Source organism: Actinotignum timonense (assembly GCF_030216305.1).
In the GTDB taxonomy this organism is placed as follows: domain Bacteria; phylum Actinomycetota; class Actinomycetes; order Actinomycetales; family Actinomycetaceae; genus Actinotignum; species Actinotignum timonense_A.
The window spans coordinates 47669-73419 of the sequence record NZ_JASOKT010000005.1 but is presented as its reverse complement, the minus strand read 5'-3'; the positions used below and the strand labels follow the sequence as shown (position 1 = coordinate 73419).

Sequence of the window (25751 nt, the reverse complement as noted above, 5' to 3'; positions counted from 1 at the left end):
ATGCGGCGCGCCGGGAGGGGCAACTTTTTGCACAAAGGCTAGGCTTTTGATGTGAAGTTTCAGCGACGTGTCAAAAAAACCGAGAAAGAGACGACGGCGCCCGCGCGCCGTCCGTCCCGCCGTACCGCACCGTCCGCTAACGGTGCGGGTACGGAGCGGGCGGAGGGGCGCCAGCTGACGGGGAATGTACGCAACGCCCTCGTGGCGACGTTCCTCGGTCTCGCGGTTATTGTGGCACTGCGCGAATGGTTCAATATTTCCGGGGTACTCGGCGGGGTTATTCACCACGCCACCGCAGGTATCTTCGGGCTGCTCTCCGTTCTTATTCCCGCCGTCTTCCTGGCCCTCGCTATCAGGCTGGTGGTCCCGGCGCGCGGGAATGAACACCGGCGGGTACTGCTGGGCGTGTTGATTATCGTGGTGTGCCTGGCCGGCATTATTCACGTTGTGAAACAACCGCGCAGCCCGGCCGACCACTTCGCGGACGTAGAAAACGCCGGCGGCCTGATCGGTTGGCTTGGCGGGGGCGTCCTCGAGATGCTGTTCTCCCCGTGGGGTGCTGTTCCCATTCTCGTCATTATTATTTTGTGGGCCGGGCTCTATATTGCCGACGTGTCCATGGCGGATATTGCTGCCACCATTCGAGACCGGCGCGAACAGCGCCAGCTTGATGCGGGGGAGGAGATCGCCAACCGTGGGCATTCCGCCTCGGTGCCCTACGATTCCCCGCATGATATTGACGCGGCGGAGAACACCACCCGCCTCCCCAGCGCCGGGCGCACGTCGCGGCGCGGCAAGAAAACCGCGCGCAGTTACTTGGATGCGGCACTGTCCGGGGCTTCTTCTGAGCACGACGACGCCGCTACCGATCCCGCCGCCAGTGACGGCGGGAACGGCGCGGACGGGGCGGCGGGGGCCGCCTGGGCAGACGGTGCCAACGGTGCCAGCGGTGCCAATGATGCGCAGGGCCAGGGCGCCACCACGGTGCTGCCGCAAGCCACGGCGGGTAGCGGGGCGGCGGGCCGGGCGGCGTCGTCGCCGAAAAAAACGGTGCGTACCAAGAAAACCGGCGGCGCTACAGAAACCCAGGATGCGGCGGCCACGGTGCCTGATCTTCCCGCACCCGATACTGGCGCACCGTTCACCCGCACCCAGCAGCTAGCCCTTGACCCGAGTATTTTGTATGAGCTGCCCTCCCCGGATCTGCTCAAACGCGGGGCGGTGCATCCCGAACGCACCGAGGCGAATGATCGCGTTGTTGCCGCGCTCACCCAGGTCTTCACCGATTTCGGGGTGGATGCGCAGGTGGTCGGCTTTTCACGCGGACCGACGGTCACCCAGTACGAAGTGGAGCTGGGGCCGGGCGTCAAAGTCGAGCGCATCACCCAGCTCTCGAAAAATATTGCTTATGCGGTGGCAAGCGCCGATGTGCGTATTCTTTCGCCCATTCCTGGCAAATCTGCGATCGGTATTGAGATTCCCAATGCGGACCGTGAAGTGGTGCAGTTGGGCGACGTCTTGGCTTCCGACGTGGCGCGCCGTGACCACCATCCCCTCACCGTGGCGGTGGGGAAGAATGTGCGCGGGCAGTTCGTGGTCACCAACCTGGCAAAAATGCCGCACCTGCTGGTGGCGGGCGCTACCGGTGCGGGAAAGTCGTCGTTCATCAACTCGATGATTACCTCGGTACTTATGCGCTGCACCCCGGACGAAGTGCGGATGATCCTCGTGGATCCCAAGCGCGTGGAACTGACGATTTACGCGGGTATTCCCCATCTCATCACCCCGATTATCACCAACCCGAAGAAGGCCGCCGAGGCGCTGGAATGGGTGGTCAAGGAGATGGACGCGCGCTACGACGATATGCAGTCCTACCGCTTCAAGAACATCACCGATTTCAACGAGGCGATCCGGGCGGGCACCGTTAAGGCACACGATCCGCACCGTACCCTCCAGCCCTACCCCTACCTGCTGGTTGTGGTGGACGAATTGGCTGACATGATGATGGTGGCCCCGCGCGACGTGGAATCCTCCATCCAGCGCATCACCCAGCTGGCGCGCGCCGCCGGTATTCACCTGGTGCTCGCCACCCAGCGGCCCTCCGTGGACGTGGTCACCGGTCTCATCAAAGCAAATATTCCCTCCCGCCTGGCCTTTATGACCTCCTCGCTGGCCGACTCGCGTACCATCCTTGACCAGGGCGGGGCGGAGAAACTCATTGGCCAGGGTGACGCGCTCTTTATGCCGGGCGGTGCTCAACCGATTCGCCTCCAGGGTGCCTGGGTGGACGAGGCGGAAATTGAGCGCGTGGTCGAGCACGTGAAGACGCAGCTGCGCCCCCAGTACCGCGAAGATTTCCAAGAAACGGTGGAAGCCGCCGGGCGCGAAAAGAAACAGCGCGAAGAAATCGGTGAGGACCTCGATATCCTGCTCCAGGCCGCGGAAATCGTGATCACCACCCAATTCGGATCCACCTCCATGCTGCAACGTAAATTGCGCATCGGCTTTGCCAAGGCGGGGCGGATGATGGACCTGCTCGAACAATACGAAATCGTGGGGCCCTCCGAAGGCTCCAAGGCCCGCGACGTGCTGGTGGCCCCGGAACTGGTGGAGGATGCCCTCGCCATGCTGCGCGGAGAACGCGACTCTATTTACGAGGACGAACCGAGCGAGGCGGAAACCGAGGCCGGGGCAGGCGGCGCCGCAACGGGGCACGGTGCGGACGGCGGGAACGCCGGGAACGGTGCTAATGGCGCCTACGCTGGAAACGGTGCGAACGGCGCAAACGGTGCGGGCACAGCGAACGGTGCTAATGGTGCAAACGGTGCAAACGGTGCGAACGGCGCCGGAGCCGGCACCGGGTACGCAAACCGCTACGCCGAAGATCCACTGACACACGACCCGGAGAGCACCGTCCCCACCTGGTACGACGACGATGACCCCGCCGGCGAATCCGGGGAGGACGCTTGGCAGCTCACGGGGCGGTAAAGTAGGGCCATGTCTCACACGAACGCTCCGGAGGCGAGCGAGCCGCCCCTCCTCAATATTGCTAATGCTTTGACGGTCGCGCGGATCATCCTCATCCCCGTTTTTATCTGGGTGTTCTGGGAGCCGACCGCCACCCGCAGTTTCTGGGCCTGGGTAGTTTTCGCCGTCGCCGCGTTCACTGACCGTCTCGATGGGCAGCTGGCGCGTTCGCGGGGCCTCATCACCAACTTCGGGAAGCTCGCCGATTCCATCGCTGATAAAGGCCTCATCGCGGCGGCGCTCATTATGCTCTCGCTCCACGACCGGCTGTGGTGGTGGGTCACTATCCTCATGATCGCCCGCGAAATTTTCATCACCCTGGTGCGGATGCTCGTGGTGACCAAACAGGTCATGGCGGCCGGCTGGATTGGCAAACTCAAAATGTTTGCCCAGTCCATCGGCGCCGGTATCCTCATGCTGCCGTGGATTGCGTGGCTCGGGCACCCGGGCGGAGATATTTTCCAGTGGCTCGGGTGGATCACCCTCGGGGTGGCGCTTGTACTCTCGGTGTGGTCCGCCGTCGGGTACGTCGGCGACGCGGTGCGGATCGCCCGCGGTAGCGGCCACGAGGCGCACTCATGACGACGGCGCAGCCAGGTGGCGTCGCGGACCTCGCCGCGCTCACGGAAACTTGCGTGAGGAACTTGCACGAACGCGGCCTCAGTCTCGCCTGCGCAGAATCCCTCACCGGCGGGCTGCTCACTGCACAATTCGTCACCATTCCCGGAGTTTCCGCGGTGCTGCGCGGGGGAGTGGTCAGCTATGCCACCGACCTCAAAGCCAGCATCCTCGGAGTGTCCAGCGAGCGTTTAGCCAGCCACGGGCCGGTGGACTGGGAAGTTGCGCTCCAGATGGCCCGTGGCGTATGCGACGTCGCCGGAGCGGATATCGGCATGGCCACCACCGGGGTAGCCGGGCCCGGCCCGCATGATGGACACCCGGCGGGAACCGTGTGGATCGCGGTGAGCACGCGGAGCGGGGCGCATATGGCGCGCGAGCTCCATATTGCCGGGGGCCGTAGCGACGTACGGAGCGGGGCGGTGCGCGGCGCCGTCGAACTTCTTGCCGCGTTTTTGCACGACGGCGCAACCGATCAGTGCGCCGAGTCGGCTGTGTCCTGACTAACTCCTGTTCGCTCCCAGTAAATCTTCAGATTCGCCTGGCTTAATATTTGTGGAACCTTTTGATGGCCTCGTGCCACGAGCCTGGCACCGGAGGCGATGAAGATGTTTCGCTCTGTGGGGAATAAAAACAGGAAGTAGGCGTTGAGGTTAGTGATGACAATTGATACCCGTACCGGCGTAACCCGGAAGAATGATTTCGTAGTGCGTCCTGAACAGCGCCAACCCGCTCTCCTTCGCGAAGAGATTGGCGAGGTTTTGCGGGCCTACCGGCAGCGGCAAGGGCGTACCCTGCGGGAAGTTTCCTCCGATGCACGTGTTTCCCTCGGATACCTCTCCGAAGTCGAACGCGGTCAGAAAGAAGCTTCCTCGGAACTCCTCGCCTCGATCTGCCGGGCGCTCAACGTGCCCATGAGTCACGTGCTGCGCTTGGTTGCTGATCGGATTGACCTGGTTGAAGGTCGCATCCCGGCCCACCTGCGCGTACCGGAAAGCCCGGCAGAACTCATGCGCGGGGAACTTTCCACTACGAAGTAATCCCTATACACCACGTCGCAAACGGCGCGGTCAAGGTAGCGCCCCGCTCGCGAAGCGGGAGCGCTCGGAGCTAGCTCACTAGCTTCAGTATCCCTTGATACGCGCCGTTATGCTGTGTCGAACGCTTCTCACCAGGCGCCCTAATCGAAGCCCCACACCAATAAAGGAATGCAAAGCACCGGTGCGTGAATCTGAATTCTGGCTCAATATTGATCGTGCTTTCCCGCACGGGCGCGGGAGAAGCGCAGCCCAAGATCTCGTTCTATCCGCTCTGGGTGACCGTAGCCCGGCTCAAGCCCTCGAAGCCGGGGAAGATCCGCAGCGGATCTGGGATGCCGTGTGCGAGACGATGGGATTTCCGGATTACTACCATTACCTCCACCGGCTCACCCCGGAAGATTTCGCGGCCCGCGAGTAGCTGCGCGAATGCAGTGGGTGACACACCGCCTCCATGCGGTACCGAACAACCGTTCGTATTAGAATAGTCCACAGATCCTCAGGCGTCAGCGTTATCCACAGGAGTTTCGCGGCGCCTAAGTATGTCGTAGGCCGGATATACAGTGATCTCGAGCCTCTCGGAGAGGGAGTGTCTCGCCTAGGCCTGATCTGTAGGAAACGTGAGTAAGGATGGGATATGGCCGCAGCTAAAGCTAGTGCCCGCACCAAAACGGTCGGGCGCCCCGCAGTGGATGATCGCAAACAAGCAATTGATACCGCTCTGGCGCAAATTGATAAGCAATTCGGTAAGGGCTCCGTGATGCGGCTGGGTGACCATGTCCGTCCGCGGGTGGAAGTCATTCCTACCGGATCTATTGCTCTGGATATTGCCCTTGGCATTGGTGGCTTGCCGCGCGGGCGCGTGGTGGAAATTTACGGTCCGGAATCGTCGGGTAAAACCACGGTTGCGCTCCACGCTGTTGCTAGCGCGCAGCGCAATGGCGGGATCGCCGCGTTTATCGACGCGGAACACGCGCTTGACCCAATCTACGCGCGGGCTCTGGGCGTTGATACCGATTCGCTGATTGTCTCCCAGCCGGATACCGGAGAACAGGGCTTGGAAATTGCCGATATGCTCATTCGCTCCGGCGCGATTGACATCATCGTCATCGACTCCGTGGCAGCCCTCGTTCCCAAGGCCGAAATTGAAGGCGATATGGGTGATTCCCACGTTGGCTTGCAGGCACGCCTCATGAGCCAAGCGCTGCGGAAAATGACCGGTGCGCTCTCCGCCTCGGGCACCACCGCCATTTTCATTAACCAGCTGCGTGAAAAAATCGGAGTTATGTTCGGTAACCCGGAAACCACCACCGGTGGAAAAGCCCTCAAGTTCTACGCCTCCGTCCGTATGGACGTGCGGCGCATTGAGACCCTTAAAAACGGTAGTGAACCCGTGGGGAACCGCTGCCGTGTCAAGATCGTCAAGAACAAGATGGCACCGCCTTTCAAGCAGGCAGAATTTGACCTCATCTACGGTGAGGGGATTTCCCGGGAGGGAAGCCTCCTCGATGTTGGTGTGGAACTGAATATCATCCGCAAGGCCGGTGCCTGGTTCACGTATGAGAGTGACCAATTAGGCCAGGGTAAAGAAAAGGCCCGCCAATTCCTCATGGATAATCCGGATTTGCGTGATGAAATTGAGGATAAAATTCTCCGCAAGGCCGGCCTGCGGGAAGACCCGGAGGAAGCTGAAGCAAGCGAAACTGAAGCTAAGGCCGGAGCAGATAGCGCTACCGCAGGAGCTGGCGGTGCTAAGCAAGCCGCATCCGCGAAAAGCACTGGTAACGCCGCGGAAACCGTTGATTTCTAAGTAGGTGGTCGGGGTGGCACACTACTCGGATACCGATACCGATACCGGCGGCGGTCGATCATGCGGCGCTAGTTACGTGCGTCGCGGCGGCCGTTCACAGCGCGGTGCTAGTAGAGATGGGCGCGGCGCTCGGAGAGGGCCTGACCTCGAGTCCTTGAGTGAAGAGGAACACCTGCACCGGGCTCGGGATATTGTTTATCGCCAGCTCGGCATGATGGATCGTTCCCGCTATCAACTCAGCCAGGCGCTCCACACCCGCCAGGTGCCGGAAGCCGTGGCTGAGCGGGTACTCCACGAATTCGAGACGGCCGGCTATATTGACGATGCCAAGTTTGCGCGCACGCTCACAGTGGCTCGCCGGCGTGATAAGAATGCCTCCCGGCGCGCCATCGCAGCGGAGCTGCGCCGTAAAGGCGTAGACGCGAGCATCATCGAGGAAGTACTTGCTGATATCGAACCGGAAGCGGAACTCGATTCGGCGGTGGAGCTTGCTCTCAAGAAGCTACGCAGCGCCTCCGGGAAACCGGAAACGCTCGCCCAACGCACCTACGCCATGCTGGCTCGGCGCGGCTTCACGGCCGAACAATGCGCCCAGGCGCTCCGCCAAGCCCGCGCGGTGCTCCTAGAAGAACGCGCCGCGGAGGAGTGCGTCGCTGAGGAGTGCGCCGCGGAAGAACTCGCCGCGGAGCAAACTGATGATGATCAGTACGGTTACGCGGCAGATGAGGCGGTGGCCGGGTGATTATTGCAGTGGTGGGCCCCACCGCAAGCGGAAAAACATCCGTCTCGCTGGAGCTGGCGGAGCTTCTGGGCGGGTCGCAAAAAGTGGAGATCATCTCCGCCGATGCCATGCAGCTCTACCGCGGCTTAGATATTGGTACCGCCAAGCTTCCGGTTTCCCAGCGGCGCGGAATTCGCCACCATCAGATTGATGAGTTGGATATCGCGGAAGAAGCTTCGGTTGCGGCCTACCAGAAGCATGCCCGGCAGGATCTCGCTGCTATCACCACGGCGGGGAAAATTCCGCTGGTGGTGGGAGGTTCGGGGCTCTATGTATCTGCGCTTCTTGATGAATTGCAGTTCCCTGGAACTGATCCCGGGTTGCGCGCCGCGATTACGGAGGAAGCTCGCTGTGATTATCCCCGGCTCCTGCGGGAGTTAGAGGAACGCGATCCGCAGGCATACGCCACCATCGATACGCGTAATGAACGCCGCGTCATTCGTGCCGTGGAAGTTATTCGACTGACGGGAAAGCCCTATACCCCGAGTTTTCCGCGCCATACCTCCCACTACCAGGATGTGCATATCTTCGCGATCCACCGGGAATCAGCCGATCTTCACGCCGCTATTAACGAGCGGGTTGATGAGATGATGCGGGAGGGGCTCCTGGAAGAAACCGCCGGCTTGCTACGCCGAGGCTTGCGGGAAGCGCCCACCGCATCACGGGCAACCGGCTACCCCCAAGCCATGGCCATCCTGGACGGCACTCTTGGCCTCGCTGAAGGAACCGAAGAGATCCGTATCGCCACCCGAAAGCTCGCGCGCCGGCAACGCTCGTGGTTCCGGGCCGATCCCCGCATCACCTGGCTGGACGCAGGTACGGACACGCCAGCCCAGCTAGCCGCGCGCATCCTCACGAAACTCACTCGGTGAGTCCGAGGAACGGCGCGGCGGTTACCGAAGGAGCGCTTCCGTCAGTATCGAGTTAGCTCCCGTATCACTACCGGCGTACGTACAAGACCCGGAATCCCTTAGAGGAACCAATCTTCTCGCACTGATACCCCTCGTTTACCAGCCAGGAAGCAAGGGAATCAGCACCCAGATTCTTCTGTACAACCAGATACGCTTCCCCGTCATCACTCAGACGGCCCAACCACGTGGTGAGCAGCTCATGCAGGGCAGCTTTCCCGATACGGATAGGAGGATTTGACCACAGCAACCGAATCGACTTCTCACCCAAGCGTTCCAGAGCCTCATCCGGAGCCAACACCTCACCATGCAGGCCGTTTGCCTCAAGATTCATACGGGTCAATTCGCGCGCCCGCTCATTCACATCCACCGCGATAATCTGAGGTGCCTCGGCGGCCAAAGCCAAGGTGATCGGCCCCCAGCCACACCCGAGATCCACCGCGATATCGCCCGGCTCCAGCTCCGGCTCGGGCACTTTTCGTAAGAGCACTGCGGTGCCTTTATCGAGGCCACCGCCGGAAAAGACGCCGTCGTCGACCGTAACGGAATAGTCCCGTCCGCGGATCGTTACCTCGAGGGTGCGCGCATTACTCGCGGTATCCGGATGCTCTGAAAAGTAGTGCGAAGTCATAACACCAGCTTAAAGGAGCGTGCAGCGGCGCGGAAACTCTCGCGCAAACTCTCGCGAAAAATCCCGCGCACATACCTGAAGCACGCGTGCCACTTCCCGGTAGGAAACTCCGGCGCAACGTGAGAAAATAAAAGCGAATACAAAGGAGAACGTGGCCATTAGCAACGAAGTACATGAACACAAGCACCACGTCGGTGATGTCGATATCTCCACCCGCCGCGGCACGGTACTCCAAGCCGATACCGCCTGGCAGGCCAATACCGATAGCATCCACCGTGACCACACCGGCCTTCAGGAAGTGGAAGGCCTGGCGCGCGGTATCGAACGCGAACAAGGCATCGATGTTGAATACCGCCAGGTTCGCCTCGAAAGAGTCATCCTCGTGGGAGTCTTTTCTGAGGACCGCCCCCGCGCCGAAGAATCCCTGCGCGAGCTTGCCGCATTAGCCGATACCGCCGGCTCAACGGTACTGGCCGGGGTTATCCAGCGCCGCGCGCTACCCGACCGCGCCACCTACCTGGGCGCCGGCAAGGCCCGCGAACTCGCTGCGATGGTCGAAGCCCAGGAAGCCGATACTGTCATTGTCGATACCGAGCTCGCGCCCTCCCAGCGGCGCGCCCTCGAAGATATCGTCAATGTTAAAGTAATCGACCGCACCGCGCTCATCCTCGATATTTTTGCGCGGCATGCCCAATCGAAAGAAGGCAAAGCCCAGGTCGAGCTCGCGCAGCTCGAATATCTCCTCCCGCGCCTGCGCGGTTGGGGTGAATCGATGTCGCGGCAGGCCGGCGGGCAGGTGGCTGGTGGTGCCGGCATTGGATCGCGCGGCCCGGGTGAAACCCAGCTCGAATTGGATCGACGCCGCATCCGCCAACGCATGGCAAAGCTTCGCCGCGATATCAAAAAGATGGCACCGGCCCGTTCCACTCGGCGTGCCGAACGGCGCCGTACCGGGATTCCCTCCGTGGTGGTGGTTGGCTACACCAACGCTGGGAAATCCTCGCTGCTCAACCGGCTCACCGGTGCGAATGTTCTGGTGGAAAACGCGCTTTTTGCCACTCTTGATCCGACGGTCCGCAAAGCCATCACCCCGGAAGGTCGCGAATTCACGCTCTCGGATACCGTGGGATTCGTGCGGAATCTGCCCACCCAGCTGGTGGAAGCTTTCCGCTCCACCCTTGAGGAAGTGGACGGGGCGGATGTCCTCCTCCACGTCGTGGATGCCTCCAATGCGGATCCGGTCGCGCAGGTCACCGCCGTGCACGAGGTGCTTGCGGATGTGCCCGGGGCCCGCGATATCCCGGAGATTATTGTGCTCTCCAAAGCCGATATTGCCGCTCCGGTCGATCTGACCGCGCTGCGTTCCCGTTACCCGTCCGCTATCGCGGTGTCTTCCCACACCGGGGCGGGTATTGATGAGCTCCTCGCGCGCATCGAAGAAGAACTGCCCCACCCGAATATTGAAATCGACGCGGTCATTCCCTTCGAGCGCGGTGATCTTGTTTCACGGATCCTGGAAGAGGGGGAACTCCTGGAAGAACTTGAGTATCTGCCCACCGGAACTCGCATCCACGCGCGGGTGCGGGCAAATATTGCGGGCCAGATTGAGGCCCGCTGGGGTGCCCAAACAGACGTGCCCACCAGGATGCGGGCATGAGGAAAGAACTAACCGAGATCCTCGAGCTGGTGGTCGCGGATCTCGGGGGAGCGGTCCGCGAAGGGCAGAATCGCATGGTCGAGGAGACCGCCACCGCGCTGGAGGACTCCTCCCACCTGCTGATTCAGGCCGGGACGGGCACCGGGAAATCTATCGGCTACCTGGTCCCGCTCATGGAATGGTCGGTGCGCACCGGCCAGCGCGCGGCCGTTTCCACCGCCACCCTCGCCTTGCAGCGCCAGATCGTGGGGCAGGACGCGCCGCGGGTGGCGCGGGCCGTCAGCGCCGTAACCGGCCACGAACCGCATATTGCCCTGCTCAAAGGCTGGAATAATTACGTATGTTTGCGTAAAGTCCACGGCGGCTACCCGGAGGATGATGCCCTGGTCAGCCGCGCCGAAGGGGAATACGGCGCCAGCGCAACCGGCGAAGAAGTGATGCGCTTGCGCGAATGGGCCGCGGAAACCGAGACCGGGGACCGTGATGATCTTGTTCCCGGTGTCTCGGAGCGTGCCTGGCGCCAAGTCTCCTTGAGTAAACCCGAATGCGTGGGCGTCAAGTGCCCGCTGCGCGAGGTGTGCTTCCCGGTGCGCGCCCGCACCGAGGCCGCCGAAGCGGATATCGTCATTACCAATCATGCGATGTTGGGCGTGCATAGCTCGGGCACCCCGGTGCTCCCCGACGTGGATGCTTTCGTCGTGGACGAAGCCCATGATCTGGCTGACCGGGTCACCAGCCAACTCACCTTCGCGCTCTCCCACGGCGAGATCACGGGATTGGCGCGCCTACTGCGCCGCGAAAAAATCTTGGCTGATGGGATCGAACGGGCCCGTAACGGCGTCGTCGATATTCTTGATGAGCTGGAGGAAGGTCGCCTCACTTCCCTTCCGGCGCCCCTGCAGGACGCTCTTATGTTGCTATTGCGTGAATTGCAGCTGGTGGAGAACGACGTCGCAGCTCTGCCCGGTAGTACCGAATCGGATGCCGCAACGAAAGCGGTGGTGCGCCACCGGCTTTCTACCTGCGTCGATATGGTGAGTGCGATGGTCAGTGACGAGGTGGCGAACGGCTCTCTCGTCGTGTGGGTATCCCGTGATCTGGAGGGGCGGTCGAGCTTGTGCGCGGCGCCTCTCGACGTGTCCGCGCCGCTGGCGGATACTCTTTTCGAGGCGCGCCCCGCGATTCTCACCTCCGCCACGCTCGCTATTGGCGGGCGTTTTGACCTGGCCGCTCGGCAGATTGGTTTTTCGTATCCGAGCCAGGGGCCGTGGCGGGGAATCGACGTCGGCTCTCCTTTTACCTACCACCAGCAGGGCATTCTCTATATTGCGCGCCACCTGCCCGTGCCGGGAAAGGATGGGTACGGGGAGGAAACCCTGCGCGAACTCGTGGAGTTAATTGAGGCTTCCCGGGGCGGGGCGCTGTGCCTTTTCACTTCCCGTAAGGCCGCGAATGAGGCCGCGGCTTTCGCTCGTGATCACCTTGACCTGCCGATTTTCGTGCAGGGCGAAGACCAGTTGCCCACGCTTGTTAAGGATTTCGCGGCGGATCCGCATGCCTCGCTTTTTGGCACGCTTTCGCTGTGGCAGGGCGTGGATGTGCCCGGCCTGACGTGCCGCCTGGTGACGATTGATCGGATTCCCTTCCCGCGCCCCAATGACGCATTGGTGCAGGCACGTTCGCGGCGGGCTAACGAGCGTGGATTTAACGGCTTCATGGATGTTTCTGCCGCGCATGCTGCTTTGCTGCTGGCGCAGGGGGCCGGGCGCCTGATCCGCAGTGAGGCTGATCGGGGCGTGGTGGCGATTCTGGATCCGCGGCTTGTGACGGCGCGTTACGGCGGGTTCTTGCGTGCCTCCCTTCCGCGTATGTGGGGTACGGCCGACGGTGCCGTGGTGCGTGCGGCCCTGGGCCGGCTCGCGGAACAGCTTGGGTAACGGGAAGTAGTACGACGACGCCGCCTCGCGGCGGGAGGCTGACCTGCCACAAGTGTGGGCGTGGCAATGGCTGGGCCCGGGGCCTCAGCCCGGAGGCAGCTCAACCCTGGGACTTAGCGCTCAGCCGGCTCCGCCCGAGGTTGCTTAGAGGGTGCGCAGTACCATGACGACGCGGCCGAGCACTTCGCTATCATCGGCGGGAATGGGGGAGTAGGCGGGGTTGCACGGGAGTAGCGTGACGTGGCCATCGCGGCGTTGGAGGACTTTGACCGTGGCTTCGCCATCGATCATGGCGGCAACAATTTCCCCGTTTTCCGCGGTGGGCTGGCGGCGCACCACCACCCAGTCCCCATCGCAAATCGCGGCATCAATCATTGATTCGCCCTGCACTTTTAGCGTGAAAAGCTCACCGGTTCCAGTCAATTGGCGCGGGAGCGGAAAAACATCTTCTATGAGTTCTTCGGCCAGAATTGGAGCCCCAGCCGCGATCTTCCCGACAACGGGAACATTGATCGCCTCGCTAATATCAACCGGCACATCGGATTCCAGGCTTCTCTGAGCGGGTTCACCCACGGGGAGTAGTGTGCTTTCCCATGCCGAATCGCTGCGAGAACTACGGGCATGGGCGAGCCCCGCTTCCGTGAGTTCAATCATGCGTGGCCGGCGTGGGTTACGTGAGATATAGCCCTTTTCTTCCAGTGCATCGAGCTGGTATTTCACCGAGGAAGGGGAAGACATTCCTACTTCCTCACCAATTTCCCGCACCGTTGGGGGGACGCGGTGGGTGACGATCCCGTTAATAACAACGTCCAGTATCTCTGCCTGGCGAGCTGTGAGCTGAGGACGATCCATATGCACTCCCGAGAGTTCGTGCCGATTTTTATGTCGTAAGGGCGGGTTTGAATTGTTCTATGAGGGCGAGGCCCGGAACGTTACCGAAGCGAACGGAATCGAACGAACGTTCTAGACAAACCCTCACTGTCGTACTAGTCTAACATACAGATGTTCGGCGAACGAATGTTCGAGGAGTGAAAAATGAGTGTCGCATACCAGGAGATTCCGCGGGAAACTAGCCGTGCTCACACCAGCCGGCGGCACCCGAAACTGCGGGTGGTGGGTGAGCATCCGGCTGCTGTATATCGTGAGCTGCGCGGGGAAGAAGTGCGCTGCGGGGATGATTGTGGGGATGCCCGCGGAAGTGTCCGCGGGGGAGCTTCAGTTACCGCGCTGCGGGTGGTGCAAGCTCGTCGGCGTTGGAATACGCCGGCCCTGGGTGCGGTGCGCCGTCCGGTGGCTTTTGCGCCGCAGTCGATTGCCCGGTCAGCTACCCAACGTGCAGAGCCAGTGGCGGTCCGTTCGCGTACCGCTCCAGCTTCGCTGGATGTCATTGTTCGCATGGGGGTGCGGGTAGCACTGACTATCGCAGTCACCCTCCTGCTGGCCAGCTTTGCCATGATCGTGGGCACCACTTTCCTGGAAACGGGAATGGCCACGGTAACCGTGCAGGGCGGGGATACTCTGGCCAGCATTGCTGCCAGTATTCCGGGTGTTCCGGATATTTCCACCGGGGTGGCGGATATTGTCAATCTCAACGGACTTGTTTCTCATGACCTGGTTCCCGGCCAGGTGTTGGAGATTCCAGGCTATTAGTCCCGAGCTACCGGCTGTGCGCGGGCGGCACGGTCGGTGCGGGTAGTACCACGGGTAGCACTAGCGGGTCTGTCATAGTTATGCGGTTGGCGTATTATAGCTGAGACATTTAGAATGATTAATGTGCATTGCCCATTTTGTCGCAACCCTGATTCACGGGTGATTGATTCTCGTACCGCTGATGACGGTCTGTCCATTCGCCGTCGTCGTGAATGTCCGAACTGCCACCGGCGCTTCTCCACGCTGGAAACTGCCAGCCTCGTGGTTGTCAAACGCTCGGGTGCTACCGAACCTTTCTCCCGTCAGAAAATTATTAGCGGGGTGGGGAAAGCCTGTCAGGGGCGTCCGGTTACCGAAGATCAACTTGCGCTGCTCGGAGCCCAAGTGGAAGAAAAAGTCCGCTCCTCGGGAAGCTCGCAGATTGATGCGCATGATATTGGTCTTGCCATTCTCGAACCGCTCAAGGCTCTTGACCTGGTCGCGTACCTGCGTTTCGCCTCGGTCTACTCGAATTACGATTCCATTGACGACTTTGAGCGAGCCATTGCAGATCTACGCCAGGATCCGGATGTCCCAGTTGCATCCGAATCGCCGGATTTCTCGAAACCCCAATCCTGAGGGTTCTACGCGCCTGATGGTTCCACGCGCAAAGAACTGCGTCGGCGCAGGGTACTACCGATAGCGCCGGATGTTCCGGTGGCCGGGGCTATGCGGTTTCTTCGGGCTTGGCGCGGTCTTTCTGATCGGTCGCGTCGTCTCTAGTGGCACCTTTGTCTTTCGCTGCGGGTGTGACGGATCGTGTAGTGCCAGCAACCAGGTCGTGACCGGAACGCACCACCCACGTGGCAAAAGATTCCAGCGTGGCTCCCGCGGAGCGCACAAAAGCAGCAATCGTTTCGCCACTGGGGGCCGTTTTATCCACCCACTGGCGTACCGCATCGCCACTTTCCGCAGCGGACTTCGTGACACTGGACGCCCAGCTTTGAATCTGATCAACAGTCAGGTTATATGTGGTCTCCAACCCGGCCAAGACCCGCTCGAAAGTCTCACGGGTCATATCGCTCACCGCGGTAGTAGCACTACCTGCAACCGCGCCGGCTTTCTTCACCCATACGCCGGCTTTCAGCTCGAAATTATCCAGCTGTTCGCGCACCGAGCGGCGCATCACTTTCCCCAATTGGGACGTGGGAAGCGCGTCAAAAAGAGCGATGGAGGAGGGCATCGCGTAATGGGCGAGCCTACCCTCCGCCCAGCGGCGCACCGCTGCCAGATCAACCGTTGATCCCGGCTCTAAAACAAGAGCCGCCACCACCGATTCGCCACGCTCCGCAGCGGGAATCCCCACAACGGCCACATCGCGCACCTCCGGCATCCCGCGCAGAACCTCTTCCACCTCGGAAGGGTAAATATTGAAACCGGAAGAATTAATCATTTCCTTTGCGCGATCCGCCATAACAACGAAAGGCCCATCCCAGCGCCCCAGGTCACCGGTGCGCAGCCAATCCTCGAACATCGCCTGCGCCGTTTCCTCCGGCTCGCCCAGGTAACCAGCGAAAACCTGCGGGCCGCGCACCAAAATCTCACCCACATCCACGGCGTCCTCCGCCAAATTATCGGGATTGGCGATACGCACCTCGGTGCCGGGGAAAGGAACGCCCAAAGTGGACGGGCGCCGATCCGGACTCATCGGAGACCCGGAAACCACCGGAGAAGATTCGGTCATCCCGTATCCCTCAATGAGGAAGCCTCCGGTGCGTTCCTCCCAGCGGCGCGCCACCTCATCCGGCAGCGCCATTGCGCCGGACACCCCGAAACGAATCGAGGACAGGTCAATAGTTTCCCCGGCGGCTTCCCGCCTCTCCACCTCGGCAAGGATACGAGAAAACATGGGAGTCACCCCGGGCAGTACCGTTATGGGGCGGCGCTTCTGAGCAGCCAAGAGAGACGGAATATCAAAATTCGGCAAGAAAATAGCGGTAGCCGCCAGATCCAGGGCGCACATCATCATGAGGGTGAAACCGAAGGCATGGAAGAGGGGAAGCACCCCGGCAATCACCTCGTGATGATCAGCCTCAAAAGGCACCCAAGCAATAATCTGCTTACGATTAGACACCAAATTCCGGTGGGTGAGCATAACCGCTTTCGGCTTTCCCGTTGTACCCCCGGTGAACATATAGACAGCGACGTCGTCCGCTTGCGGTTTACGGAACGTTGCAAGATCCATCGGGGCCGCCTTCCGCCACTCCCGATCAAAAGAAGCGACATGAGGGGGAACCTCCCCGCGCAAACGAGCGCGCTGGGTGCGGGCCTGGGCCACCGGAAGCTTGAGAAGCATCCGCGATGTCAGTGGCAAATCACGGGAAAGATCAACCGCGAAATAATGGCGCGGGTCATCGGCGGCCGGTGCCATCGTGGCAATGGTCTTCTCCCACGCGATAACAACCCGCGCATCAACCATCGCGATCTGGCGGTGCAATTCGGGTTGCGGGGCCAGCGGATTCATCTCCGCCACGGTTGCCCCCGTCAGGATCGCACCCCACAGGGCATACATATGTTGCGGGCAATTCGGCAAAGCCAGGGCTACGGTATCCCCGCGCTGCACCCCTAAATTACGCAGCAGCGTAGCAACCTTGCGGGCACGCTCAACGAGTTCGCGATAACTCGTCGTCGCACCGAGGAAATCCAAGGCCACCCGATGGGGGTACCGGTCAGCAGCGCGCAGGAGCGACTCTTCTAAAGTCTCCTCATCCACCGTGATATCGGAAGGCACCCACTCCGGGTAAATATCCAGCCAAGGTTTCACGGTCATTCCTACTCCTTCACCCACCCGAACGGCAGCCTCACAGCATTGACTAATCAATCATAGTGGTAACAATTGGGAGCTGCGGTTCACGTCCGGCAAACCGCAGCCTACGAACCCACGCGCGGCGAACCCCGTCCGGCGAACCTAAGCCCGCCAGCGCTCCACGGTGCAGCTAGACACCTGTATCCGCCGCGCTCGCGGTGAGTCCGGCGGGGAGCTCCCCTTCGAAAACCACAGAAAGAAGCTGGGTGGGGCGCGTCATCGCCACGTAAATATTGCCCGGCCCTTCGGCTAAAATCTCAGCCGGTTCCAGCAGAACAACAGCGTCAAATTCCAAGCCCTTGGATTGGACCGCCGTGAGAACCTGGATACGCGCCGTGACATCGCGCCCCGTTACATCCACAGTCCATTCACCCAGCTCCGGAGCCGCGCCGATAGCCGCCGCCACCTGCGCGACCCGAGCTTCCGGCACAATAACCCCGAGGGTACCGGCTTGCCCGTAGCGGGTATCCAAGCGCTGGCACACCTGCGCCGTCGCCGCAATAGCGCCCGCCCCAAGGGTTCCCGGCGCGCAACGTTCAGCAATCTCCACGGCACCGCCCTCGGTGCGCGCCGCACGCACGGGGCGCACCGCCACCCCGGCGGCGCGCTGCACCGCACCGGCAGTATCCAAAATAACGGCCGGTGTTCGGTAGGAAACCGTGAGTTCTTCTACCCGTACCCGATCAGCCAGGCGGCCCAGCAGCCCTTCCCAGCCGGCGTGCGGGGAACCGTCGGGGCGTTGGTCCAGGTCACCGACCACCGTCATGGAACGCGAGGGATTGCGCCGAATGAGCATCTCCCACTGCATGGGGGAGAGCTCCTGCGCCTCATCAACCACCACGTGCCCGTACGTCCAGGTACGATCCGCGGCGGCCCGCTCGGCCAGCGAACTTCCGTCCCCGCGCCCGCCCATGCGTTCGGCTAGCAGCTCCGCGCTCACTATCCCGCCGCCCACGCCCAGGGCCTCCATCGTTTCCCCGGCGTAGCTAAGCCGATTGCGCTCGGCCGCATCGCGAGCCGCCCGCGCATGGCGCTCCGCATCGGTGGCAAAAGGCCCGAGGACCTCAGCGAATTCATCAATGAGGGCAATATCCGCGATAGTAATACCGTGCCCGGCCGGACGAGCGAGCGCGGCTCGCTCGGCAGCGCTCAGCTCGGGGGCTACCTCGGCAAGTAGATGCGGCTTGGTGAGCAGGCGCTCGAGCAGCGCCACCGCGGAGGACGGCATCCAACGCAAATTAATCTCCCGGCGCGCGTCAATACTTTCCGCCACGTCCGCAATAATCCACGGGTTTTCCGAAAGATCAACGTCCTGGCCCTCGGCCACCTGGCGGGCTAATACATCCACGAGGTATTTCGCGTAGGTATCGCGGGCCTCATTATGGCGCTTACCGGTGCGGCGGGCCCGCCGCTGCGCATTCTCCACATCCTGCGGGGTCAACCGCACATCAACCCCGCTGATGCGCATCCGCACGGGGCGGCGTAGCGGGCGCTCCAGGAGGGTGCGCACCGCCCGCGGGGCAATGGTGCGCCACACCAGGCGCCCTTTGATCTCCGCGGCCGGGGCAGTGTCGACGGCGCTGACCGTCACGCCGGGCACCAGCCCGGCAATCGTCGTCGACACCACATCTGATTCGCCCAGCGAAGGCAACACCTGATCGATATAGCGCAAAAAGACCGGCGAGGGGCCCACAATGAGCACGCCGGAACGCGCCAGGCGCTCGCGGTGGGTGTAGAGAAGATAGGCCGCGCGGTGGAGGGCCACCGCCGTTTTCCCGGTGCCCGGCCCGCCCTGAACCACGAGCACATTATTGGAATCGGCGCGAATAATACGGTCCTGTTCGGCCTGAATCGTCGCGACGATATCGTTCATTTTCCCGTCGCGCGCCGCATTCATCGCCGCCATGAGCGCGCCCTCACCCGTCAAATTGAGATCCGAGGAGGCCTGCGAAGAATCAAGAAGTTCATCTTCCACGCCGGTCACGGTGCGCAGGCGCGTCTGAATATGGCGCCGGCGCCGCACCTTCCCCGGATGGGCCGCCGTGGCCCGATAAAACGGTTCGGATTGCGGGGCGCGCCAATCCAGAAGCAGGATATCCCCGGCCTCGTCCTTCAAGCCGATACGCCCGATGTGATCCGTTTCGCCTTCGCGGGTGTCGAGCCGCCCAAGAACCAAGCGGTTTTCCACCCGCCGCAATCGGGTGAGATTATCTTCGTAATGGGTGGCGAAGGAATCGCGCTCGGTCATTTCACCGGCGCTTTCCTGACCGCTCTGACTGCGAACCGCGGCCAGGCGCTGGGCGTAAGCCTCGCGCTGGCGGTCAAGGGCACGGTACGCAGTGTCCACGAAAAGCTGTTCTTCCCGTATCGCGTCCTCGCGCGCACTGTGAGGATCGTTAACCACGAGCGGCTCCTCCTGATGACCGAAAATTATCGGGTGGCGTCCTGCAAAAAAGTAACAATCAATTATTACGGAAAACACCGGGGCGCGCTATAGTGCGGTGACGGGAACGACAGTGATCAGCCGGTGGCGAATACCGGAACCGTGTGTGCTTGCGTCTCGTTGTAGAGATTGCCGTTATGGAGGTACGACGGCGCCCAGCGTACTTGGCCAGGCCGGTAGTCTAGGCTGGAGGGGAAGCTAGCGAGCTGGAGAGGGAGGAGGATCACGGTGAACTATTTCGTTTACCCCTGCGAGGGGAAACATGAAGATTCCTGGGCAAACGGGGAACGTTTCGAGAGCGTCGTCGTTCATCTCACCGATCCCATCAATGACATCGGTTCGGTTTCTGAACTTATTGCCTCCCAGCTCTACACCCTGGATCTCAGCCCGGTGGCCGATATTAATGTGGACGGGCTGGTCGATTACCGGGCGCAGCGCCCGCGGGTGCACTACCTCAACGGTGCGCTGGAAGATATTGCTATCCCCGCGCTCGGGCTCTTCCACGCCAAGGATATTGAAGGTACCTCTTTTTTGCTGCTGCTCGGTACTGAACCTGATTTTTGCTGGCAGGGTCTCAATTCGGAGCTCATGGCGGTATTCGCGCAACTGGGGGTGAAACGGCTCTACCGGGCCGGATCGGTTGCCGGTGCGCTGCCCCATACCCGCCAGCCGGATATGCTCATCCGTACGCGCAATGCCGATCCGGTGGCTCCCGCACTGGAAGCCGATGTGTGGTACCCGGCTTCTTTCTCTGATTTTTTGGAATACAGCCTCGGGCAAATGGGCGTGGCGACCTTCTCGGTGACGGTGCGGGTGCCCATGTATATTGCCGGGCACCATTACGCGGCCGGGGCGGCCAGCGCGCTGTCCATGCTCGCAAAAACGGCCGGGCTGAGCTTGCCCCTGGGAGATCTGGAAGCCAGTGCTGCCGAAGAATCGGAGCAGCTCGCCCAGCTCACCGAGCATAATGAGCAGCTCGCGGAGATCGTGGCGGCCTTGGAACACGAATATGATCGCGCGGAAGGGCACCCCGGGCTTATCCAGGCTCCGCAGCATACCCTTACCGTTCCTAGCGCTGATGAAATCGGGCGCGCCGCGGAAAGTTTCCTCGCCCGAGTGGATGCCTCGATGGTCAAGCGTAAGGAGCACGCGGATAACGAGCAGGCGCAGCTGACGGAGCGCCTGGAAAATATGCGGGCCGCCTGGCAGCACGCTAGCAGTGGGCACCAGCCCGGCAGTGAGGCGTATACCGGAGGCGAGGCTCAAACAGGAGCTGAGGCGCAGACTGAGGGTGAGACGCGCAGCGGAGCCGAGCCGGACGCCCACGGTGAGGACGGCGGGGAGCAGGCGCCGCAGCGCCCGCGCGGCCGGCACGCCGCGGATTAGGCATTCGCGGGCACGTAGCCAATATCGGCATCGCTCTCGAGGATGGCGCCGCGAGCCCGGCGCCGTAAATCCGCCCGACCCACCATGCGCGCGGGGAGCGGGAGACGACGCACCAGTCTCTCGATCTGCGCGAAAGCAAATTCCCGCTGGGAGGCAGCCAGCACAATATTGCCGAAACGGCGCCCGCGTAGCACCGCCGGATCCATAATTGCCAGCACGTGCTCGAAATTCTCGAGGAGAGCCCGTGACTCATTCGCGAAGCGGGTCAGGCCGGTGGAGGCCACCGAGTTGAGGAGATACACGCCCTCCGGTTGCAAAACCTGGGCGACCCGCGCAGCGGCGTCGCCGGTACGTAAATGGGACGGGACGTCGCGGTCAGCGAAAGCATCCCGCACCACCACATCCCACCGCGCCGCCGTGGTATCCAAGGTGACACGCGCATCCTGCACCCGGATACGCAAACGCGGAGACGGGGGCAGATCGAACCATTCACGCACGTAGGTGGCAAGTTTGCCGTCAATTTCCGCAGCGAGCTGGCGCGAACCGGGGCGGGCAGCATCCAGGGCACGCGGGAAAGCACATCCGGCCGCACCCAGGTGGAGCACGCGCAGCGGCTCGCGCTTGGGGTACATGGCCTCGAGAATGCACCTAAACTGTTGCATATACTCGAATTCCAGATAGGTGGGATCGTCAAGATCCAGGGCGGAAGATTCCACCCCGTCCAGGTAGAGCGTCACGAGGGAGGGGCGATCCGAGCGCCGATCCAGTTCGGCGAGGGCATAATCAGTTCGCACGGGTTCTGTAGGCACACTCACAGTTCCAGCCTAATGGAGAGCGCGCCTTCGCGAGGGGAACTCAGAAAACGAAACCACGCGCAAAATTGGAGCGAGAGGGAACGGAGGGCTCATGTCACGCGCACCGCGATCCCGCGCCGCCCGCCATTCCTGGGGCGATGACGATTCGGGCACACCCATCCTCCATATTGATATGGATGCCTTTTTCGTATCCGTGGAGCTCCTCGACCACCCGGAGCTGCGCGGGCGCCCCGTCGCGGTGGGTGGTCAGGAACGGGGCGTCGTGGCGGCGGCGTCCTACGAGGCGCGCGCCTTCGGGGTGAATTCCGCGATGCCGGTGGGGCAGGCGCGGCGGCGCTGCCCGAATCTCATTATGCTCACCCCGCGCCTGGAGCTTTACCGGGATGTTTCAGAAAAAATCATGGCGATTTTGCGGGAGGTCACCCCGCTGGTGGAGCAGCTTTCCGTGGACGAAGCTTTTCTGGACGTCGGGGGAGCGCGCCGGCTCTTTGGCTCACCTGTGCATATCGGCCAGCAGCTGCGCGCTCGCATCCGCGCCGAGGTTGGCGTGCCGGCCTCCGTGGGGATCGCGGCGACCAAACACGTAGCCAAAATTGCCTCCGCGCACGCCAAACCGGATGGGCTTCTCCTCATTCCCGCCGCGGCCACCCTCGAATTTTTGCACGACTTACCCGCCGGAGCGCTTTGGGGCGTGGGCGGGCGCACCGAAGAACGGTTGCGTTTGCACGGGATCGAAACGGTGGGCGACGTCGCCGCTGCCGGCCCGGACCAGCTCCGCCGCCTCCTTGGCACCGCTGCGGGAGATCACCTCTTCCAGCTGGCCAGCGGCGTCGACCCGCGCCCCGTCACCCCGAACCGCGAGGAAAAATCCATCGGACGCGAAGAAACTTTTTTCGATCCTCTGGCTGACCGGGACGAATTGCACCGTATTCTGCTTTTCCAGGCGCATGACACCGCCGCCCGGCTGCGTGCAAAAGGCCTGGTGGGGCGCACCGTCGCCCTTAAGGTGCGCTTCCCTGATTTCACCACCATCACCCGCTCGGCAACACTGCCGCAAGCCACCCAGGTTGCCGCCGAGATCTACGAACGCGCTCGCGAGCTTCTGGACGGGGTGGAGATTACCGCCGCCGGCTTGCGGCTCCTGGGCTTGCGCGTGGAGAACCTGAGCGAGCAAGGCGGCTACCAGCAGCTCGCTTTCGATGACGATCCACGCCGCGGGGAAGCTGAGAGCGCCATGGATGCGGTGCGCTCGCGATTCGGAGCCGGGGCGCTCGGCCCGGCAAGTCTCTTGCAGTCCCCGGGAACGGGGCACCGGGACGGTGCGCGACGGCGGGGCTGAACGTGCCGGAACGGTGCGCGGCGGCGCGGCGCCGGGAAGCTCCGCTCCGGGCGGACGCACGGGGCACCGGGACGGTGTATCGTGACACAACATATCGTGACGCTGGCGCGCCGCGCACGGTAGACTGGCAGCAGTACATTAACAAGGAGGCACAGTGGCCCTATCGGACTACGAGAAGAAGATGCTCGCGGAGCTGGAAGCGCAGCTCACCAACGAGGATCCCAGCTTCGCACGTAATATGAAGCCCGCTGCGCCGGAAGTGGAAGCCATCAGTCGGCAACTGTCCGTGCGCAATCTCGTACTGGGGATTCTCGGGCTGGTCGCCGGCATCGCCATTCTTATCGGGGGAATTTCCGCACCGAAGATGTGGTGGCTCGGTTTGCTCGGCGTCATTATTATGTTCGCCTCGGTGTGGTACGCGCTCGCGGGCGTGCACACAGAGAAAGTGGCGGTGCCCGCAGGAGGCGGCGGGGCGCCAACGTCGTCCGGGCCGGGCGGTGTATCGTCCTTTATGCGGCGCCAGCAAGAAATCTGGGAAAAGCGCCGCCGCGGTGAGCACTAGAATCTCTGTGGTTTCGGCCTAGCCGGCCGGTAACTCAAACTCAGCACCCATAACGGTGAGAGGATAGCGATCCTCTCACCGTTTTTCTTTTTCTTTTTAGGTACGACGGCGCCGCCGGGCAGGGGCGCGCCGGGCCATCCACGGTGCTCCACGAAGCGAGCCAACCGCCCCACGCACTCCAGGCGCCACCGTTCCTGCGCCCTACACCACGGATTACTCACCACTGATCACCCCACCACACTCCACCAGCGCTCCACTCGTTTTTCCGTGTTCTGGCGCGCTTTTCTAGGAATCACTAGCGCGACATACCCCCGCCGTGGCAAACTGGTGGAGGAAAGTGGAGTAAAGTGGAGGCAAGCGCCACGAGAGGGGGTGCGGTAGATGTTCCTCGGCACGTATGAGCCCAAATTGGACGACAAAGGCCGAATCATCCTGCCCGCCAAATTTCGTGACCAGCTCCAGGGCGGGCTGGTGATGACGCGCGGTCAGGAACACTGCATCTACGTTTTTCCGCTCGCGGATTTTGTGGAATTGCAGCAAACCCTGGCTAAAGCCCCCTTGACGTCCAAAGAGGCGCGGTCGTACACCCGCGTGCTGCTCTCCGGCGCCGTGGATGACATCCCTGATAAGCAGGGGCGGATCACCATCCCGGCAATGCTGCGCAGCTACGCGAGTCTGGATCGCAACCTCGCGGTTATCGGCACGGGCAACCGGGTCGAAATCTGGGATAGCGCCGCGTGGGCGGCCTACCTGGAGGATCAAGAATCGGCTTTTGCCGATAGGGAGGAAGAGGTCATTCCCGGCCTCTTCTAGGAATCGCGTGATCGCGGTGGCGGTCTTTCGCGAGAGCTCTGAGGCACTTCCCCAGCTTCAGATCGCTCGCGGGGGATCACTATCGCGGGCGCCGCAATGAGAAGGGCACAGGATGGAGACAGCACGCACCCCGGGCGCGCCGCGCGCCGCTGGGAACGCGCTGCATGCACCGGTGCTCGTGGACACCTGCATCGAACTCCTCGCACCCGCCTTCCAGGTTCCCGCTCCCGTCCTCATTGACTGCACCCTCGGGATGGGTGGGCACACCGAAGCTTTCCTCGAGCGTTTCGAGAACCTCACCGTCATCGGAATCGACCGCGACCCGGCGGCCATCGCCTTGGCGGGGGAGCGCCTGGCCCGTTTCGGTAAGCGGTTCCGCCCCGTCCAAACCACGTACGACGACGTGGCCACGGCAGCGGGTAATCGCCCCGTGGATGGAATCCTCATGGATTTGGGAGTGTCCTCCCTGCAATTGGACGAAACCGAGCGCGGGTTCTCCTACGCCCATGATGCCCCGCTCGATATGCGTATGAACGCCCAGGTCGGGCGCACCGCCGCGGATATCCTCGCGAGCGCATCGGTGCGGGAGCTCACTCGGATTCTGCGCGAGTACGGGGAGGAAAAATTCGCCCACCGTATCGCCACCGCCATTGTGGAACGGCGCGCCAGTGCCCCGCTCGCCCGTACCGGAGAACTGGTGGAGATCGTGCGCTCCTCGATTCCCGCCCCGGCGCGGCGCACCGGTGGGAATCCCGCCAAGCGCACCTTCCAAGCGCTACGCATCGCGGTGAATGACGAACTCGGAACGCTCGAACGGGCCCTGCCGGCAGCCCTCGCCACGTTGCGGGTGGGTGGGCGCATCGTCGTCGAAGCGTACCAGTCCCTCGAGGACCGCTTGGTGAAACGGGCCTTCGCCGCCGGCGCCACCTCCCGAGCCCCCAGGGGCTTGCCCGTTGAACTTGAAGAACATAAACCCTGGCTGGAACTCCTCACCCGAGGAGCTATTCAAGCCGATGAAGAAGAAATCACCCGCAATTCTCGTTCCGCCTCCGTTCGCTTACGCGCGGCCGAGAAAATTCGCCCCGGAGGTCAGCTATGAGCGCACAGCCCCACGTTGTTGCAGCGCCGCGTACCCGTCCCGTCATCTCGGGGCGTCCCGAGCTGACACTCATCCCCACTCCTGCGGCACACCGTGGCTTCCTCGGCACCGTGATCATCTGCCTAGCGCTCTTCTTCGGCGCGTTTGCCACAGTTTTCGCGCTTAATACGCGTATGGTAGGCACGGCGTACGAAATCCGCTCCGTCAAGCAGGAGCTGGCGGTCGCGCAATCGGTGGAGTCCACCCTCACGGATGAAGTGGTGGGGGCATCCACTCCGCAAGGCCTTAAGGAACGCGCGCAGGCCCTCGGCCTCGTCCCCGCCACGGACGTTCAGCATATGGACCTGGGGTCCGCTACAATTCTTGCTCCGATTCCGGGGGAGTGACACGAAG

23 protein-coding genes are annotated in these 25751 nt (G+C 62.2%); 18 read left to right on the top strand and 5 right to left on the bottom strand.

Annotated features, from left to right (window positions below; genetic code table 11):
- Positions 1–51 precede the first annotated feature (51 nt).
- From QP305_RS04500 to miaA, 8 genes are all read left to right on the top strand, one after another.
- Positions 52–2988, top strand: coding sequence for an FtsK/SpoIIIE family DNA translocase (locus QP305_RS04500; protein WP_284904187.1), 2937 nt, complete (start codon positions 52–54; stop codon positions 2986–2988).
- Between the two features lie 9 nt (positions 2989–2997).
- Positions 2998–3609: a CDP-diacylglycerol--glycerol-3-phosphate 3-phosphatidyltransferase gene (pgsA, locus tag QP305_RS04495; RefSeq protein ID WP_087070963.1), complete on the top strand. Its 612-nt coding sequence runs from the start codon at positions 2998–3000 to the stop codon at positions 3607–3609.
- Positions 3606–4148: a CinA family protein gene (locus QP305_RS04490; protein WP_284904186.1), complete on the top strand. Its 543-nt coding sequence runs from the start codon at positions 3606–3608 to the stop codon at positions 4146–4148. Before pgsA ends, QP305_RS04490 begins: the two co-directional genes overlap by 4 nt.
- A gap of 156 nt (positions 4149–4304) precedes the next feature.
- Positions 4305–4685 carry a helix-turn-helix domain-containing protein gene (locus QP305_RS04485; protein WP_026428564.1) on the top strand — a complete coding sequence of 127 codons (381 nt, stop codon included), beginning with the start codon at positions 4305–4307 and terminating at the stop codon, positions 4683–4685.
- Between the two features lie 181 nt (positions 4686–4866).
- Positions 4867–5103, top strand: a complete 237-nt coding sequence (locus QP305_RS04480; protein WP_234984521.1) for a DUF3046 domain-containing protein — start codon at positions 4867–4869, stop codon at positions 5101–5103.
- Positions 5104–5319: 216 nt separating this feature from the next.
- Positions 5320–6492 carry a recombinase RecA gene (gene recA, locus QP305_RS04475; protein WP_284896747.1) on the top strand — a complete coding sequence of 391 codons (1173 nt, stop codon included), beginning with the start codon at positions 5320–5322 and terminating at the stop codon, positions 6490–6492.
- A 154-nt stretch (positions 6493–6646) separates the two neighbouring features.
- Positions 6647–7234 carry a regulatory protein RecX gene (locus QP305_RS04470; protein ID WP_284904185.1) on the top strand — a complete coding sequence of 196 codons (588 nt, stop codon included), beginning with the start codon at positions 6647–6649 and terminating at the stop codon, positions 7232–7234.
- Complete coding sequence (gene miaA / locus QP305_RS04465; RefSeq protein WP_284904184.1) at positions 7231–8145, top strand: tRNA (adenosine(37)-N6)-dimethylallyltransferase MiaA; 915 nt, start codon at positions 7231–7233, stop codon at positions 8143–8145. Before QP305_RS04470 ends, miaA begins: the two co-directional genes overlap by 4 nt.
- Positions 8146–8212: 67 nt before the next feature.
- Here miaA and QP305_RS04460 read toward each other — a convergent pair whose 3' ends face one another.
- Positions 8213–8812, bottom strand: a complete 600-nt coding sequence (locus tag QP305_RS04460; RefSeq protein ID WP_284904183.1) for a class I SAM-dependent methyltransferase — start codon at positions 8810–8812, stop codon at positions 8213–8215.
- A 151-nt stretch (positions 8813–8963) separates the two neighbouring features.
- Here QP305_RS04460 and hflX point away from each other — a divergent pair, with 151 nt between their 5' ends.
- Positions 8964–10469, top strand: a complete 1506-nt coding sequence (gene hflX, locus QP305_RS04455) for a GTPase HflX (protein WP_284904182.1) — start codon at positions 8964–8966, stop codon at positions 10467–10469.
- The gene (locus QP305_RS04450) at positions 10466–12406 is read left to right on the top strand and encodes an ATP-dependent DNA helicase (RefSeq protein WP_284904181.1); all 1941 of its coding nucleotides are present in this window, start codon (positions 10466–10468) and stop codon (positions 12404–12406) included. The genes hflX and QP305_RS04450 overlap by 4 nt, the downstream gene beginning before the upstream one ends.
- A 144-nt stretch (positions 12407–12550) precedes the next feature.
- Here QP305_RS04450 and lexA read toward each other — a convergent pair whose 3' ends face one another.
- The gene (gene lexA, locus QP305_RS04445; protein WP_284904180.1) at positions 12551–13258 is read right to left on the bottom strand and encodes a transcriptional repressor LexA; all 708 of its coding nucleotides are present in this window, start codon (positions 13256–13258) and stop codon (positions 12551–12553) included.
- Between the two features lie 183 nt (positions 13259–13441).
- Here lexA and QP305_RS04440 point away from each other — a divergent pair, with 183 nt between their 5' ends.
- Together QP305_RS04440 and nrdR are read left to right on the top strand one after the other, a co-directional pair.
- Complete coding sequence (locus QP305_RS04440) at positions 13442–14056, top strand: LysM peptidoglycan-binding domain-containing protein (RefSeq protein WP_284904179.1); 615 nt, start codon at positions 13442–13444, stop codon at positions 14054–14056.
- 114 nt (positions 14057–14170) lie between these two features.
- Complete coding sequence (gene nrdR, locus QP305_RS04435) at positions 14171–14674, top strand: transcriptional regulator NrdR (protein WP_026428570.1); 504 nt, start codon at positions 14171–14173, stop codon at positions 14672–14674.
- An 88-nt stretch (positions 14675–14762) separates the two neighbouring features.
- Here nrdR and QP305_RS04430 read toward each other — a convergent pair whose 3' ends face one another.
- A complete protein-coding gene (locus QP305_RS04430) occupies positions 14763–16865 on the bottom strand; it encodes an AMP-binding protein (protein WP_284904177.1) in 2103 nt (700 codons plus the stop codon).
- A gap of 166 nt (positions 16866–17031) precedes the next feature.
- Entirely contained in the window at positions 17032–19305 is a 2274-nt protein-coding gene (locus QP305_RS04425; RefSeq protein WP_284904176.1) for a HelD family protein, read from the bottom strand.
- A 267-nt stretch (positions 19306–19572) separates the two neighbouring features.
- Between QP305_RS04425 and QP305_RS04420 the strand changes: the two genes are divergently transcribed.
- Positions 19573–20730 (top strand): PAC2 family protein, encoded by a 1158-nt coding sequence (locus QP305_RS04420; RefSeq protein WP_284904175.1) that lies wholly within the window; start codon positions 19573–19575, stop codon positions 20728–20730.
- On the opposite strand, the gene QP305_RS04415 is transcribed toward QP305_RS04420, so the two are convergent.
- A complete protein-coding gene (locus QP305_RS04415; protein ID WP_311370822.1) occupies positions 20727–21545 on the bottom strand; it encodes a spermidine synthase in 819 nt (272 codons plus the stop codon). The genes QP305_RS04420 and QP305_RS04415 overlap by 4 nt on opposite strands.
- Positions 21546–21636: 91 nt before the next feature.
- Here QP305_RS04415 and QP305_RS04410 point away from each other — a divergent pair, with 91 nt between their 5' ends.
- The 5 genes from QP305_RS04410 (at position 21637) to QP305_RS04390 (ending at position 25744) form a co-directional block, all read left to right on the top strand.
- Positions 21637–22884, top strand: coding sequence for a DNA polymerase IV (locus QP305_RS04410; protein ID WP_284904174.1), 1248 nt, complete (start codon positions 21637–21639; stop codon positions 22882–22884).
- A gap of 154 nt (positions 22885–23038) precedes the next feature.
- Entirely contained in the window at positions 23039–23446 is a 408-nt protein-coding gene (locus tag QP305_RS04405) for a DUF3040 domain-containing protein (RefSeq protein WP_087070950.1), read from the top strand.
- Between the two features lie 381 nt (positions 23447–23827).
- The gene (gene mraZ / locus QP305_RS04400) at positions 23828–24259 is read left to right on the top strand and encodes a division/cell wall cluster transcriptional repressor MraZ (RefSeq protein ID WP_087070949.1); all 432 of its coding nucleotides are present in this window, start codon (positions 23828–23830) and stop codon (positions 24257–24259) included.
- A gap of 112 nt (positions 24260–24371) precedes the next feature.
- Complete coding sequence (gene rsmH, locus QP305_RS04395; RefSeq protein ID WP_284904173.1) at positions 24372–25358, top strand: 16S rRNA (cytosine(1402)-N(4))-methyltransferase RsmH; 987 nt, start codon at positions 24372–24374, stop codon at positions 25356–25358.
- Entirely contained in the window at positions 25355–25744 is a 390-nt protein-coding gene (locus QP305_RS04390) for a hypothetical protein (protein WP_026428577.1), read from the top strand. The genes rsmH and QP305_RS04390 overlap by 4 nt, the downstream gene beginning before the upstream one ends.
- Positions 25745–25751 lie beyond the last annotated feature (7 nt).